Raw genomic sequence first — 14,549 nt, forward strand, 5'->3', positions numbered from 1 at the left:
TTTACAGACACCGCGTGGAAGTCACGCCGCGATTGGCCTCATTCTCCGGTGTCGCGTCATGCTTGGCAAGCTGCTCGGCAGCTGCGGAGCCGTCTCCAGAAGCGTGTAAATCGCGCTGCCATTGCCCGTGATCGGAGTCGTGTCCCGGTCGATCGTGCCTAGCATACTGCTTGGCGGCTGCGGAGCCGTCTTCAGCAGCGTGCAAATCACGTTGCGATTGCCCACGATTGGAATCGTTCCCCGCGCTCGCCTGTATCGTGCCATGCTCGCCAAGCGTGGACGCGTCGGTTGCGGTTGCCGCTCTGAAACCGCTATGATCGATTAGAGCGTTGATGGACCCTGATCCTCCGCGAGGATAGTTATCGTGATCGTTGCCGTTGACGCTAACTTGCCCCGCGTCTGCATCGGAAAATCTGAAATTCATCGCCGCGTCTGTCGACGGTATCGGCCTGGGGTAGTCCCGAAGGCAAATGGCCGATCGTACATTCCGGGATCTAGCAGGGCCAAGTTGTCGGAACCACCCAGGTTCGCATCGGCGCTGCTAGGGATATTGAGGGTTGCTAGTTCCTCGGTGCCGATTGCGGTAGCTGATGCGAAGACATCAGGTAAGCTATCACGAAGATCGAACGCTTGCGCAGGTGATAGGCTATGCGTACGTTCGATTGGCAGAAGCGGGTTTCTGATTCGGAGCTTGACGCGGCGAGAAAGCTCGCGCGAGCGTTTCGAAATCCTCCGGCGGAAGAGGGCGGCCAAACAAATAGCCTTGGTAATTGAGCCGCCCATACCGCGCTAAGAAGGTATATTGCTCTTCCGTTTCCACGCCCTCGGCGATGACGGAAAGACCAAGACTTCTGCTAAGTGCGATGATCATCTTGGCTATCGCGGCACTATTAGGATCGACTACGACATCCTTGACAAAGCTGCGATCAATCTTGAGCTGATCGATAGGAAGACGCTTTAGGTATGAGAGGGAGGAATAGCCAGTTCCGAAATCATCGAGGCTAAAGCTGATACCGATTGCTTTCAACTTATCCATCTTGGCTATTACGTCGTCGACATTGCTGACTAGTGTGCTTTCGGTAAGTTCAATTTTTAGGCGACGAGGATTGGCGCCGGTTTGCTCGATGATCGTACGAACTTGTTCGACGAAGTTCTTCTGGCGCAGCTGCAGTGCGCTGACATTTATCGCAACACTTAAATGCTCGGTTGCGGGATCTGACGACCAACTAGCTAGCTGCCGGCAAGCGATTTTGAGCATCAAAGCGCCGAGCGGCAGGATAAGACCTGCGCTCTCCGCCGCCGGAATGAATTCGCTTGGAGAAACCATGCCTTTCTGCGTATGTGGCCAGCGTGCCAGCGCCTCCGCGCCCAATAGCCTTCCTCCATGATCGACCTGCGGCTGATAATGCAGCAGAAACGCTTCCCTTTTGAGATCTTCTCGCAGATCTGTCTCAAGGGCAGCTCGCGCCGAAATCATGGTCTGCATAACGGGGTCAAAGAACCGGAGACCATTCCGGCCAGCGGTTTTTGCGTCATACATCGCTAAATCTGCCCTTTTTAGCAGTTCGTCGACATTGTTATCCTTGGGAGAAAATAGAGTCACACCGATGCTGGGCGTGCATGGATATTCATATGCGTGAAGGCGAAAGGCATCAGTGAAGGCGGCAACAATCTTTTCTCCGATTGCCTCTGCTTGCAAAGCAGCGGTTTTTGCCTTTTGGGTACCGAGATTGGCAAGAAGAACCACAAATTCATCGCCGCCGAAGCGGGCAACTGTATCTTCTGCCCTTACACATCGAGCGATGCGCTGAGCCGCCTCTTTCAGCAGGAGATCGCCCATGTCATGGCCGAGCGAGTCGTTCAGAGTCTTAAAATTATCGAGGTCAATGAAGAGCACAGCGCCGTAGGATTTATGACGCGTATTGGCATTGAGCGCCTGACGCACCCGGTCGATCAATAAGACACGGTTCGGCAAGCCTGTAAGTTGATCGAAAAAAGCTAATTCCCGGATCTTTTCCTCAGCGTGCTTGAGTTTGGAAATGTCATAGTAAGAGCCGATGTAATTGGTAACTTCCCCGGCCTCGTTTTTCACGGCGGATATCGTCAGCCAGCGCGCGCAATGTTCTCCGCTCTTCGTCCTGATGCTCATATCGCCCTGCCAGCCACCGGTACTCTGAAGGGAGTTCCACAAGCTCTGGTAAAACCCAGGCGCGCGACGATGCGACCGGAATAGGCGCGCCGTTTGTCCAACCAACTCTTCCATCGCATAACCAGTCAAGGCGACGAAAGCGCGGTTGGCACTCAAGATCGCGCCTTTGGTATCGGTGACGATCATTCCCTCTTGAGCATTGAAGGCGGCAGCGGCGATGCGCAATTCAGCATTTGACTTGTCAAGCGCATCGCTCTGCTGTTGCAGGTCGATCTCAATCGCTTCGCGACGCTTAATCTCTTGCGAAAGTGCAAGGTTATGTTCGGCCAACTCGGCTCTGTGACGATCGGATTCGACGAACTTGATTTGCAGCCGCACTGAATTCTGACGCATTCGTTCGAAGCCGATGGCCAACACGAACAGCGCGATAGCGAGGAGACCCAGACAAAACACAGAGGTCGGCGAAAGCGTAGTGCCGTAAAGTTCTTCCTCGCTCGCCAGACGCAGGACGGAAAGCCGTGTGCCCGGAACCGGCGAGCGTAGCGCAAGATATCCCTTCAGCTCGGGAGCCGGGACAACTGATAGGGCCTGAATGCGGCCAGCCGGCAGAGCGGCAAGCGCGGGGCCGCTGGCAGCAACAGGCGAGTGTCCCCGCTCGATCGGGAACAACACCTCGCCGTCATCGGCCAACAGGAATTCATGGGGCTGTCCGAGGTCGTTGCTGGGTACCAATGATGCAAGCAGATTGAGATCGCTTATACTCTGCACCGTTCCCCGTACCCCGCCCTTCTGCAACACCGGCGCGCTGGCTACGAGCAGGCGGCGCTTCTCGTCGATCTGAATGTTCGGCTCGACTAGGTGCCCAATTGGCGAGAGCGTTGCCACGCCGGATGCGCCGACATCAGCTTGCGGCACGCCGTCGTTGTCGAAGAAAGTCAGGCGCAAGTAGCAGGGCTGGCCCCGATATTTATCTTCATCCAAGGTGACCTGCAAACGACCTTCGATTGCAGCCAAATTAGCAAAGAGTCCATACTTGACGGACATTCCGAGATCGAGGTTGCTGAAATAGTTGGAGATGTCCTCACTGGCGGCGAGCCGCGCGACGGCCTGCCGGCGCTCGATCAAAAACTCGCCAATCTCGCTGGTGCGCGCTTCACCGATTGATAGAAAACGCGCATCGGCGTTTTGACGCAATTCCACTTGCGATGTGTAGAGATTGACAATCAGAAATAGCATGGGCAGCAGAAAGGCTGCGGCTGCTATCAATGGCCACCGCGGAGCCAGGTATCGATTAAAATTGGCCAGCCAAGGCTGCATCAATTCGTCTTTGCATAGAATTCCGGAAAGAAGCGGCGGATGCCAGGATAGTATTTGTTCACGAGCCGGTCATAGGCGCCGGAAACTTTGAGGTCTCTCAAATAGGCATTGAATTCGTCGCGCAAAGCCGGCGCATCTTTTGGAAAGGCAGTTGCCAACAGCTGCGGGCCGGAGATCGGCCCTAGAATCTTGATCCTGCCAGCCCATTTTCGCAAATCGAGAATGGCGTCTGGCACGTCAAGCAGCGTCAGCTCAGCTTCCCTGTTGAGCATAGCCGGCACCATCTCGTTGAGGTTCGAACTCTTATTGTAGGCCTTCAGGTCGATACCGACATTGACCAGGTCGTAATTGGCTGGGTCTAAGCAGGTGCGCTCCATGACGAGCACGCTCCTGGAGCCGATGGCTTTCCGCGTCTCGGCGATATCTGCCTCGAGATCGGCGCTACCCTCGATTGGCTTTAGATCAGACTCGGCTGGCGCCACTAACAAAACCTGGGAGGGAAGGGTCGGATCGGAATATAGGAGAACGGCCTCTCGCCACGGCAGTATGGTGAAACCGCTCGAAATCACGTCCCCCTTGATGGGATAGTCGCCTGTCAGCGCCACCTCGCCATTTTTGCGCACGGCATCTTTGCCGAGCAGATCGCGGATCACCGAATAAAAATCTGAGTAGACAAGCTTGTAAGATACGCCGATCCGTTTAGCGAAGCCCTGCATCAATTCCACGTCGAAACCGTCACCAGCGCCGGTAACGAAATTAGCGTAGCGGATACCGATATGGCGAATTTCGCCGCGCTTCTTGATCTCCGCGAGATCAGCTGCCCAGCTAGAGGCCACAAACAAACAAGCCATTGCGCCGCTGAGCGACCCAAGCACGAAACGCTTCGAGAACATGAAGGTGCACTTTGCTTTTACAGCGATAAAAATGCACCTTAAAAGTCCGGCATTAAGAAAAGATAGCGAAAAACAGTTAAGTGCAATCCAATTTGGCCACCAAAAGCTGGCTTGGCGGCGATGGATTACGGGCTCGTCGCTGGCTGTAGTGGAAGCGAATCCCTCAGGTTCTTGAGTTCGTTCAGCACCGACCTCCAAGGACCGATCGCGCTCAACAACGTACTTAAGGTTAATATGACGACGTATCCTGAAAATTCGTGCCAATGAGGAGTTACGCGAGACAAGTATTGGTGCCCTTGCTGTCCTATCTGCGCATAAAGCAGCACGAGCGGCGCACTGCCTAACACACTCGTTGTCAGGTATTGGAGGGGTGAGACACGAAAGACTGCAGCAAAGAAGTTCGCCAATGGCGCTGGCACGAGTGGCGAGAGGCGTAGTCCGAGCAAAGTCAGCCAAATCTTGACAGCGGAGTAGTGATCTAAGCGAGCGCTGAGACGTTGCTGAATCTGCTTCCGGTAAAACAAAAACGCGCTCAAACCGCCAAAGGTACTGCCGAGCAACACCGTTGCACCTCCGGCGAATCCATCCATGTAAAAGCCTGCCGCCAGGTAAACCATGGGCATGGAAGGAAACGCCAGAAAGGCAAGCGCGGCTGATGCAAGCAGAAACGTCAAAGCTGTTACGAGCGGATTCGCTTCCGCCATTGTCCACAAGCCCGGGAACAGCTGCGAGGCTCCTTCGCTCGACATGGGCGACGCAAAATACGCCAACGACAGAAGGAGAACAGCCGACAAATAGAAGATTACCGCTTTGTGACTACGCATCACACTAGCCTAAACCGGATAAGAGAGGCGGCGTATATTCAAAGCTGTTGTAGGTGTTCCAAAACAAGACCTTCTTGTTATTCAGTGTCCCAGTTCGAGACAAGGCGAGCAGCGACCGCCAAGCCTTCAACGTAAATACCGGATCAAGATTGAGCCCTGCCTCCTTCAATTCCTCCGCCCACGCGGTATCGACGCTTTCGACCAAACCGTAGCCAGGACCCCAGCTGTTAGAATCCGGGACAAAAATTTCCTCCCGCACACGACGAAGAGTGTTGGGCGAAATGCCTGGAAAGCCGATCTTTTGCAGCCAAGCCGCCGTGCTCCGGGCGAGCTGGGTGACGTTTCCCTCCACAAAGGGCAGAGAGGGCTGCCGATTGACCAACCATCGCGTCAAATAAGGTTTGTCCTGATCGGCCACCCCTACCACCTTGGTTTGCCATCCCATCAGGTGGACGCCGAAGAGCAGGCCGAGCACAGTCGAACCGCTGCCCATGGGAACAAAGATCACATCGGGCGGCGTTTCCCATGCCTGAGCGGCGTCGAGCCACTGCGCCAGCTCGGCGACCGCATTCATATGTCCCAACACGCTTAATTCGTTCGAACCGCCTGGCGGAACAACCGAATCCGTGTCCGGATGCAGCCAGTGCCTTGCAAATTCGTAAGCCGCCTCGCCTACCAATTCGACGTCGTTCTTGGTTATGGCAACGCGCTGAACAAGACTCTGCAAAATGGCCAGCCTCGCCATGTCCGTGGCGGCTCCCGGTACCTCAAAAAGCACCAGATCAAGGGCGCAGTTCAGCGGCTCTCCGTCGCCGGTCAAATCAGCCATGCGGTTGGCGAGAGCAAATTGCAACGCGTGATTGCTGGAAACCGCACCGATGGTCCCAAGGTGCTGAGAGCCGGACCACTTCAAGTTTGGCAACAGAAATTCGTACTTGCGGGCCTTGTTACCAAAAACGGGATAGTGCGCACTGCTCTCATTCACCACCAAGAGTTCAGCGCAATCGATTTGTCGCGTCACCGACGGTGGCAACTGTAAGAGGTGGTTTTCTCGCGCAAATATGGGGGTCCAGGGAATGATAGCGCGGGCCTCGGCATCCTTCAGGAAAATGGAATTGCCGGGATCGCCTAGGCGCTTGTATCCGGCGAAAGAGTCTTTGCGGACGCGCGTGTTGATGATGAGAGGCCCCTCTTCGGCGTCGGGATCTACCAAGGAGGGAAACAGCTTGGCCAAAGCCAAAAATTGCGAGTTCAATACCGCAGGCGACGGCGCCAAACCTGAAACATCGGCCATATGGGGAAGCGGCAACAACGGACGCCCGCTTTGAGCCGCGCCGACCGCGCCCAACGCCGCTCCGCCCAAAATGATTCCTTGCACAAAGTTTCGGCGAGAGAGGTACATCGCGAACTGTCACATGGCACCCAGGAGTTGTAGATTAACCTTTTTTTAACGATATTCCAGTCGGGTGCTGGCTTCGGCGAGGAATAATTTAAGTTTTGCTTAACCAAGACTCGTCTAAAAGCACGCCAGGATTCCGATCGGGCCTGACCTTGCCTTTGCCAATAAGCTTCGAGAGAATTGCGATCGGAGCGGCGTCGGATAGCCAAGGTTGAGGTTTAGCGCGGGCCGACCATCTGGCCGAGACGAGCCGCACATTTCGCTCCAAACAAGGCGCGGCTGCTACGCTCCAGCCTATACGAATCGAGCAACGGCATGGCGGGCGAAAGGCGAAACCGGTCAAGCAGATGCAGACCAGGCCGAAGCGTCCCGACTGGCCACTGAAAATAAACATGATGCTGTCGGACAGCTCCGGCATTTGGTACGCCGGAAAGCAGAATGTCCGCGTCGGGCTTAGAAGCAGTGCGGTGAGTCAATCTGGAGATGCTTTCCCTCCAGCCACAGAAGCAGCAGGTAGAAATCTCAACTCCGAAAATAAATGTTATGGCAGAAGTCGACCAGTGACGAAGCAAAATGTGCTCAGGCAAACACGTCGATCACGCGAGCAGCGTTGCTCTCGTCAATGAAATCATCGAGGCATGCGGGCAATAACGTCCATTGCCCACGATCCGCCTCTTCGAAGGGCCCCATCAATTCCCCACCCAAATCACGGGAGAAGCATAACAGCCGCACAGCGTTTTCACATAGCCAGGGCCAGGCCAGACTCGGAATTGGTGGCTGCAAAGGTTTTGTCCGGTTGTCCTCCAGAGGCCGAAATACTGTCCGGATGAGTTTGGCGCTCATCGCCGCATCGTTTGTCTGGGGCGTGATTATGCAAAGGTCTGCCAACCCTGGCTGGGTGGTCCTTGCGCTTGACCATGTACTTGGCAACGCTTGATTGCGTGACCTCGAACCCAAGCTTGAGCAGTTCGCCATGAACATGCGGTGCTTCCCACAGCGGATTCCCTCCCGTGAAACTACGGAGTCGCGCAAGCTCTCTCGACGTTAACCGAGCCGCCCAACGTTAATTCGCGACTTTGCTTGTCCAAGAACACTAAACCAGCGAAAGCTGCGGCGCTGTTCTGTTGTGGCCCGAGCGATGAAGCGGATGAAGTCGGAATTACCCGAAGAGAAATGACTGGCCTGCAATGGGACCGGACTTGAACCGGTCAGCATTGTCATCTGCTCGCCCTCCTGGCGGCCGAGGGTACGGCAGGCAAGGTCAAATTTTTTCCGTACTAGTCCGGGCTGCCCGCTTTGCCCCCAACCGCCACCTATTGGTCGGGATGGGTGACTGGCGGCGGTGCTTTTGTGCGGAGGGCCCGAGACGCATCGCTCGTAGCAATCTCGTAGAATTCCCTTGCGCTACATCAAGAACATATTTGCCCATCGCGCTAGAAAGGCGCTGTAGCCGAACAACCCTGCCTATCTCCAAGGCTGTTGAGATTATGAGGCCCGGTCTCCTAGCCACACCGGGCCTCGCTTCGTCCGAGCAGGAGGCTCGCATGCCTACAAGCAGCTACGCAGACGATTCAGGATCAGCCGTGCACTACGCGTTGGAAACGACCCATGCCATAGCCGTATGCCCTTTTCCAGTTGGACCTGACGATCCGCGTTGGTGATGATGCCGCCGAAACCCATGCCTTTGCGTGTGCAAGAAAGCTTGTCAAGAGCGACGGCACCAAGTGGGACAGAGAGGTTCTGCGGAAGGAATTCGGACGAAACTGCGGAGGGCGGCTGACCGTTACTGTCCTCACTACGCGCCTTTGGGCGACCCGGAGCTATAAGACCGTGATGTTCGGCTCCGGTCAGCTCCACACGACGGCAGCAGCCGGAGGCGAATGGCCCCCTGCAGGCCGTGTCCAATTGGCATCGGCTGCAAAAGCTCTTGGCGCTTCGCGCTTTCACCGCTCAATCTCCTCGTGCGGGTAGAATGCGCGCATAACCGCATCATCCCGCGTGCCTCTACCGAGACACGCTCAGCCCCGATAGGGCGGCTCGCCTCGGATAGGCTTACCGCCACAGGAAGAGGTAAGGCCAATTAACTGCCTCAACCGCAGGGATGCATTTACCTGCTTTCTCGACGACGGGCGCGTCCGCATGTCGAACAACGCCGCCGAACGCAAACTATGGGCCGTCGTCGTAGGAAGGAGAAACTTCGACTGTCGCCGGACTCATGAGCGCGGTGAGCGTGGGCTGCGATCTACTCCCCTTATTATCAGCGCCAAGCTCAGCGATATCGATTCACGAAGCAACTTAGCAACACGCCGGATTGCTTCCTCGTCGTTTCCTCGCAAAGAAGGCGATCAGAAGTTTCGCTGCGCGCGGAGCTCGAGCAGGAACGTATCCTGGTCCTTGAACTCGTAGCGCGCCAACGGCTTCGGCGCGGACGCGCCAAGCACGGCCGATCCCTTGAAGTTCTGGTCGAGGTGGAACCACTGGAATTCGGCCGTGAAGGTCAGGTTCTTGACCGGGGTCCAGCGGGTGTTCACGCCGAGCTGCGAGATGTCGAAGTCGGGGTTGCAGACGTAGTCCGCGCTGACCGCCTTGGCCGGCGTGGTGTAGTTCGCGCACATGAAGGCCTTCGCGGCACCGTCATAGCGGACCGCCACATACGAGCCGAACAGGCTCGACGACCAATACGGGTCCCAGTTATGATTGAACGCCCCGCGAACGCCAAAGGTCTCCGTCAGATGCAGCGAGCCGTCGCCGCCGGCCGCAACCGGCAGATAGACGGCATCGGTCGTCGCACCGAACCCGATGCTCTGATAGGCGCCGGGCGCGCTGGTGCTGCCGAACATGGCAAAGCTTGGCGAGGTTGAAGACGACGAGACGACGTACTTCGTCGCGCCCTTGGCATAGCTCGCGTCCAGCTTGAGGTCGTCACCAGCGCCGCTCGGGATGTTCTTGATCTGCAACGCCGCCTGTACGGCGCCGCCCCACGAGGTGTCGGGATGTCCGGAAAGCTCGGATGCCGCGGTCGGCGCCGCGCCCGGCAGAACGACGGCGCCCGCCGGCGCACCGAACGCGTTGAGGGTATTGTAGGAGCCGCTGACTTCATGCGCCGCGGCCGAAATCTGGAACAGGCCCCAAGCTTGGTCGATGCGGATATTGCCGACCACGTCGGGCGCATGGACGCCGGCATAGGCGTTGCCCGAGTTAAACGTGGCGTTCAGCGGCAGCGCCAGATTGTAGACCGCGGTGCGATCCCAGACCGTCGGATCATCCAGGCCGATGCTGGCCGACACGCCATTGCCGAACTGCGCGGTGTACTGGATGTTGTTAACGCCAGTGTCTGTGTCCTGGCCACCGAGCAGGAAATCCGAGATGTTGCCGGGGAAGCCTTGCCAAGGCGACGCGTAGGCAGATGCCGACTGACCAAAGGTGAAGCCTGCGAACTGAATGAAAAGGTACTGGATGGTAGTGTAACCGCCGCCGGGAGTGTCGAGCAGCTGCGCGCCGCCTACCGGAAGCGAGCCGTTGATGGAGTTCGGGTTGAAGGTGTTGTTGCCGAGCGTAGAGAACTGAAACCGGCCCATCCCGAAGGTGCGGACCGTGCCATATTCGGTCTGCGTGCGGGTATCGATTGACAAAGCCATACGTGAGCGCGCTGCGAAGTAGTCACGATAGCGGTTACCCTGGCCGATATCGCCATTCCAGGCGGGCGAGCCCTGCACGCCGCCGTTGAAGGTGGCGTCGACCCGCAGATAGCCGCCGATCTTCATGCAGGTGTCGGTGCCCGGGATGTACCAGAAGCCGGCGCCGTACAGCGAGCAGACCTTCACATACTCGACGGCCTTCGCCTTGACTGGAAGATCGGCTGCTTGCGCGCCCCCGACGGCCATCAGGCCGGCGGTTGTGCCGAGAATAAGTGTTCGCGCCCGTATCATGTTTAAAGTCTCCTAATCCCCAACACGCACACGCATGCTGACGCGGTAACTAATGCAAAAACTTCCGTGAAGAATAACAACCCGGTGAAGTCGATGCCGCCGACCGTGATCTGTGACGTTTTCGCCACGCGACAGTTCGAAGATCATCGAACAACTCTATTCGGTCTTTGCAGATCAGATCTGTCAGCAGAAAGTGGTGATCGGTCGCTTGCGCATCTTGCGGCGTAGAAGGCATATTCTGCGCGCGTAAGTATCCGTGCATTTCCCGTGCTCTCCATGAGGATTCAAACCTGTCGCTCCAGCTCACGCCCACCGCCGCGAGCGAGGTCAATGTCACGGCCGTTGCGGCGCTCGCGGGCTCCTCCCACCGCTACGACGACCATTGCCGCGGGCATGTACATACCGGGCATCCCTTTTCACATTGCTGAGCACTGATCGGAATGGCCAGTCCGGCACTTTCGATTCGCCGTCGTTCGAGGGCTCATCTAACCCGAAGAATTGGCTCATAGCCTGGAGTTGGAAGATTCTCGGCTCGAATCGGCGCCAGTTAGTATGAGATTCTGATTTTTTCCGATTCTTCTGCGACATTTGAGAAATCAGTGGATGTTTGTTGCGATAACTTCTGTCTGGGACGTTGGTCATGGAAAAGACGCGGTCGATTCGGTCAAAGCCGCCCTACAAGATTGATCTCATTCGGCGTATTGACCTCACAACCTTGCAGTTATTCATCGCAATTTGCGACGAAGGTAATTTGACGCGTGCGTCGCAGAGAGAGGCAATAGCGCCTTCCGCAGTCAGTAAGCGCATGCACGATCTCGAGGAGACGCTTCAGGTCGCTCTGTTTGAAAGACACTCGAATGGAATGACACTGACGCCGGCAGGCGAATCTCTGTTGCATCATGCGCGCGTCACGCTGCTCAACATCGCGAAGATCGCGGTGGACATGGCGGAGCACGCGCGGGGTGTGCGTGGACATGTGCGAATGTTGGCAAACCTGTCGTCAATCGTCGAATTTCTGCCGGACGATCTGCCCGGATTCTTTCGCTCTCACGAGTTGGTGCGGCTCGATCTTCAGGAGCGCTCCAGCGCCGAGGTCGTTCGCGGCCTCGAGGAAGGTGTCGCGGATATCGGCATCTGCTCCGCAGACGTCGCCACGCGCGGGCTGGTGCGTTATTCGTATGGAAGGGATCGCCTCGTTATCGTGGTAAGGTCCGATCACCCGCTGTCGGGCACGACGAAAGTCTCATTTGCCGATACACTGGACTACGATCATGTGGGCCTGTTCGCTACAAGCTCGATCTATCTTCGCTCGCAATACACGGCGCAAGAGCTCGGCAAGTCGATCAAACTAAGGGTCCACGTCCCTGGTTTCGACGCCGTCTGCCGGATGGTGCAGGCCGGAATGGGCATCGGCTTGATCCCGAACCGGGCATTTGCCGTCTTGAGCCACGGCATGAACTTGTCCGCTGTCGAGCTGAGCGATGAATGGGCGGATCGTGAGCTGGTGCTGGTTGCCAGAGATCCCGTAGGGCTGTCGGCGACGAGTCGCTTGATGCTAGATCACCTCAGACATTCCCGCAGCACGCACTATAAAATATGATGACTTTTCTTCGAATCGTCGTCCCGCTTCTTAGCACTTTGTTTGAGCATGATCGTTTCACGCTATTGCTTCGCGTTTGTCATGAGGGAAAACCTGGCCATGCTCTAGTATCGCTCTCTTCGCGTGCGTTCGTCATCTGCGAACGCTCGTTCATCAACGGATATTGGACTCAACCCGCGTTGCTCGGCAACACCTCGACAAAACAGCGTGTCGAGGAGCGCCAGAGATGGTCGGGCCGTTATCCGGTATTCGCGTTGTCGAACTAGGAACACTCATCGCTGCGCCATTTGCGGCGCGGCTGTTTGCCGAATTCGGCGCAGATGTCATCAAGATCGAGCAGCCCGGCGTTGGAGATCCGCTGCGCAAGTGGCGAAAGCTCCATCAAGGGACATCGCTGTGGTGGTATCTGCAATCCCGCAACAAGAAGTCGATCGCAGTTGATCTGAAGTCGGCGGAAGGGCGTGCGGTTGTTCGTCGCCTGGCTATCCAAGCCGACGTTGTGATCGAGAATTTCAAGCCGGGCAACCTTGAGAAGCTCGGCCTCGGCTGGGACGTGCTCTCCGCGCTCAATCCGAACCTGACCCTGGTCCGTATCTCCGGCTACGGGCAGACAGGTCCTTATCGCGATCGATCGGGATTCGGCGCGATCGGTGAAGCCATGGGTGGATTGCGATTCACCACTGGCGATCCTGAAAGCCCGCCGGCACGCGTCGGTATCAGCATCGGCGATAGCCTGGCTTCGCTGCACGGCGTGATTGGAGCGCTGATGTCGCTGCTTCGGGTCAAGACAGGCCAGGGCAAGGGGCAGATCGTCGACGTCTCGCTTTACGAGAGCGTGTTCAATCTCATGGAAAGTCTGGTTCCCGAGTATGATCTCTTGGGCTATGTCAGGACCCGGACCGGCGCAGCACTGCCGGGCATAAGTCCCTCCAATACCTATCCAAGCTCCGATGGGCTCTACGTTGTCATCGCCGGCAACAGCGACGCGATATTCAAGCGTCTGATGCGTGTGATCGGCCGCCATGATCTCGGTGAAGATCCGACGCTCGCCAACAACGACGGACGCGTCCGGAGGAATGCGGTGCTCGACGCCGCCGTCAGCGAGTGGACCTCGCAACGAACCATGGAGGAGATCCTCTCCTGTCTTGATGCGGCTGACGTTCCTGCGGGTCGAATCTATTCGGTCGCCGATATCGTGGAAGACCCCCACTACGCTGCCAGAGACATGATCCTGCCGACCGAACTCCCCGGCGGCATCACCGTGAAGATGCCTGGTATCGCGCCAAAGCTATCGGAAACGCCGGGTGGCGTAAGGTGGCCTGGTCCGACACTCGGGCAACACACCGACGAGGTCTTGACATCGCTCGGCCTCAACGAGGAGGACATTCTGCAACTGCGCCGCAGTGGAGCGGTGCAATGACCGCCGATGTGCCGGACATTTTGATCCAGGAAGTCGCACCACGCGACGGGTTGCAGATCGAGCCGCAATGGATCGAAACGACCGAAAAGATACTGCTGATCGATTGCCTGTCTGCTATTGGCTTCCGACGCATCGAAGTTTCATCATTTGTTTCGCCAAAGGCCGTTCCTGCGCTGCGGGATGCAAGAGATGTATTTGCCAGCATCAGACGGCGACCTGGAACGGTCTACACAGCGCTGATTCCAAATCGGAAGGGCGCCGAGCTCGCCTTGGCGGCACGGGCCGATGAGCTAAACTTCGTGATGTCGGCGAGTGAGACACACAATCGCGCGAACATGAACATGACGCATGATGGCTCGCTCGCATCCCTTGGTGAAATCATCGAACTGGCCCCCGCGGCTGACGCATTGGTCAATGCCACGATCGCGACGGCGTTCGGCTGCCCATTCGAGGGAGCACAGCCGTCCGGAAAGGTCCTGGACATCGTCAAACGGTACCTCGACCTCGGTGCCGATAGCGTAACGCTCGCAGATACCACGGGCATGGCCAACCCCAATCAGGTCTCGCGATTGGTGGCAGAGGCCTTGACGCTTCTACCCTCGGACAGGCTAACGCTTCATTTCCACAACACGCGAGGCCTCGGGCTGGTCAATGTGCTCGCGGCCCATAACAGCGGCGCGCGCCGCTTCGATGCAGCGCTGGGCGGATTGGGTGGTTGCCCATTTGCGCCGGGCGCGACCGGCAACGTTTGCACCGAAGACCTGGTCAATCTCTGCCATGAGATCGGCCTGAGGACCGGCCTCGACCTCGATCACTTGATCGACCTTTCGAGGCGATTGCCCGCATTGGTCGGACACGACGTGCCGGGCCAAGTCGCAAAGACCGGGCGTCCGCTGGACCTGCACCCCGTTCCAGAACGATCGCGGCAATCCCCCGCCTGAACAACCTGCAATCACATTTCAAAAAACATATCGGAGGAAATCATGACGATTACTACAGCGCCTGCTGTCGGTCTCGA

10 protein-coding genes and 1 pseudogene are annotated in these 14,549 nt (G+C 57.2%); 4 read left to right on the forward strand and 7 right to left on the reverse strand.

Annotated elements, in window-relative coordinates; translation table 11 throughout:
* Positions 1-646 precede the first annotated feature (646 nt).
* The 6 genes from AC5ZG1_RS35125 to AC5ZG1_RS35150 all read right to left on the reverse strand — a co-directional run bounded on the left by AC5ZG1_RS35125 (position 647) and on the right by AC5ZG1_RS35150 (position 7,803).
* Positions 647-3,466, reverse strand: a complete 2,820-nt coding sequence (locus AC5ZG1_RS35125; RefSeq protein WP_496135593.1) for a putative bifunctional diguanylate cyclase/phosphodiesterase — start codon at positions 3,464-3,466, stop codon at positions 647-649.
* Entirely contained in the window at positions 3,466-4,359 is an 894-nt protein-coding gene (locus AC5ZG1_RS35130; RefSeq protein WP_496135594.1) for a transporter substrate-binding domain-containing protein, read from the reverse strand. Before AC5ZG1_RS35130 ends, AC5ZG1_RS35125 begins: the two co-directional genes overlap by 1 nt.
* Positions 4,360-4,484: 125 nt before the next feature.
* Positions 4,485-5,183 carry a VTT domain-containing protein gene (locus tag AC5ZG1_RS35135; RefSeq protein ID WP_028165916.1) on the reverse strand — a complete coding sequence of 233 codons (699 nt, stop codon included), beginning with the start codon at positions 5,181-5,183 and terminating at the stop codon, positions 4,485-4,487.
* A 4-nt stretch (positions 5,184-5,187) separates the two neighbouring features.
* Positions 5,188-6,531, reverse strand: coding sequence for a pyridoxal-phosphate dependent enzyme (locus AC5ZG1_RS35140; RefSeq protein ID WP_496135595.1), 1,344 nt, complete (start codon positions 6,529-6,531; stop codon positions 5,188-5,190).
* Between the two features lie 630 nt (positions 6,532-7,161).
* Positions 7,162-7,425, reverse strand: a complete 264-nt coding sequence (locus AC5ZG1_RS35145) for a hypothetical protein (RefSeq protein ID WP_496135618.1) — start codon at positions 7,423-7,425, stop codon at positions 7,162-7,164.
* Positions 7,426-7,626: 201 nt separating this feature from the next.
* Entirely contained in the window at positions 7,627-7,803 is a 177-nt protein-coding gene (locus AC5ZG1_RS35150) for a hypothetical protein (protein ID WP_165435107.1), read from the reverse strand.
* Positions 7,804-8,670: 867 nt separating this feature from the next.
* Here AC5ZG1_RS35150 and AC5ZG1_RS35155 point away from each other — a divergent pair.
* Positions 8,671-8,752: pseudogene (locus AC5ZG1_RS35155) on the forward strand (IS66 family transposase); the annotation flags it as partial.
* A 175-nt stretch (positions 8,753-8,927) separates the two neighbouring features.
* Here AC5ZG1_RS35155 and AC5ZG1_RS35160 read toward each other — a convergent pair.
* Positions 8,928-10,511, reverse strand: a complete 1,584-nt coding sequence (locus AC5ZG1_RS35160; RefSeq protein WP_496135596.1) for a porin — start codon at positions 10,509-10,511, stop codon at positions 8,928-8,930.
* A 640-nt stretch (positions 10,512-11,151) separates the two neighbouring features.
* Between AC5ZG1_RS35160 and AC5ZG1_RS35165 the strand changes: the two genes are divergently transcribed.
* From AC5ZG1_RS35165 to AC5ZG1_RS35175, 3 genes are all read left to right on the forward strand, one after another.
* Positions 11,152-12,111, forward strand: coding sequence for a LysR family transcriptional regulator (locus tag AC5ZG1_RS35165; protein WP_496135597.1), 960 nt, complete (start codon positions 11,152-11,154; stop codon positions 12,109-12,111).
* A 226-nt stretch (positions 12,112-12,337) separates the two neighbouring features.
* Positions 12,338-13,531, forward strand: coding sequence for a CaiB/BaiF CoA transferase family protein (locus AC5ZG1_RS35170; protein WP_496135598.1), 1,194 nt, complete (start codon positions 12,338-12,340; stop codon positions 13,529-13,531).
* A complete protein-coding gene (locus AC5ZG1_RS35175; RefSeq protein ID WP_496135599.1) occupies positions 13,528-14,472 on the forward strand; it encodes a hydroxymethylglutaryl-CoA lyase in 945 nt (314 codons plus the stop codon). The genes AC5ZG1_RS35170 and AC5ZG1_RS35175 overlap by 4 nt, the downstream gene beginning before the upstream one ends.
* Positions 14,473-14,549: the final 77 nt, after the last annotated feature.

The organism is Bradyrhizobium sp. Leo78, from assembly GCF_059512425.1.

Coding starts and splice junctions, on each gene's coding strand:
- AC5ZG1_RS35125 (WP_496135593.1), bottom strand. CDS start 3,466: ATGCAGCCTTGGCTGGCCAATTTTAATCGATACCTGGCTCCGCGGTGG.
- AC5ZG1_RS35130 (WP_496135594.1), bottom strand. CDS start 4,359: ATGTTCTCGAAGCGTTTCGTGCTTGGGTCGCTCAGCGGCGCAATGGCT.
- AC5ZG1_RS35135 (WP_028165916.1), bottom strand. CDS start 5,183: ATGCGTAGTCACAAAGCGGTAATCTTCTATTTGTCGGCTGTTCTCCTT.
- AC5ZG1_RS35145 (WP_496135618.1), bottom strand. CDS start 7,425: ATGAGCGCCAAACTCATCCGGACAGTATTTCGGCCTCTGGAGGACAAC.
- AC5ZG1_RS35150 (WP_165435107.1), bottom strand. CDS start 7,803: ATGACAATGCTGACCGGTTCAAGTCCGGTCCCATTGCAGGCCAGTCAT.
- AC5ZG1_RS35160 (WP_496135596.1), bottom strand. CDS start 10,511: ATGATACGGGCGCGAACACTTATTCTCGGCACAACCGCCGGCCTGATG.
- AC5ZG1_RS35165 (WP_496135597.1), top strand. CDS start 11,152: ATGGAAAAGACGCGGTCGATTCGGTCAAAGCCGCCCTACAAGATTGAT.
- AC5ZG1_RS35170 (WP_496135598.1), top strand. CDS start 12,338: ATGGTCGGGCCGTTATCCGGTATTCGCGTTGTCGAACTAGGAACACTC.
- AC5ZG1_RS35175 (WP_496135599.1), top strand. CDS start 13,528: ATGACCGCCGATGTGCCGGACATTTTGATCCAGGAAGTCGCACCACGC.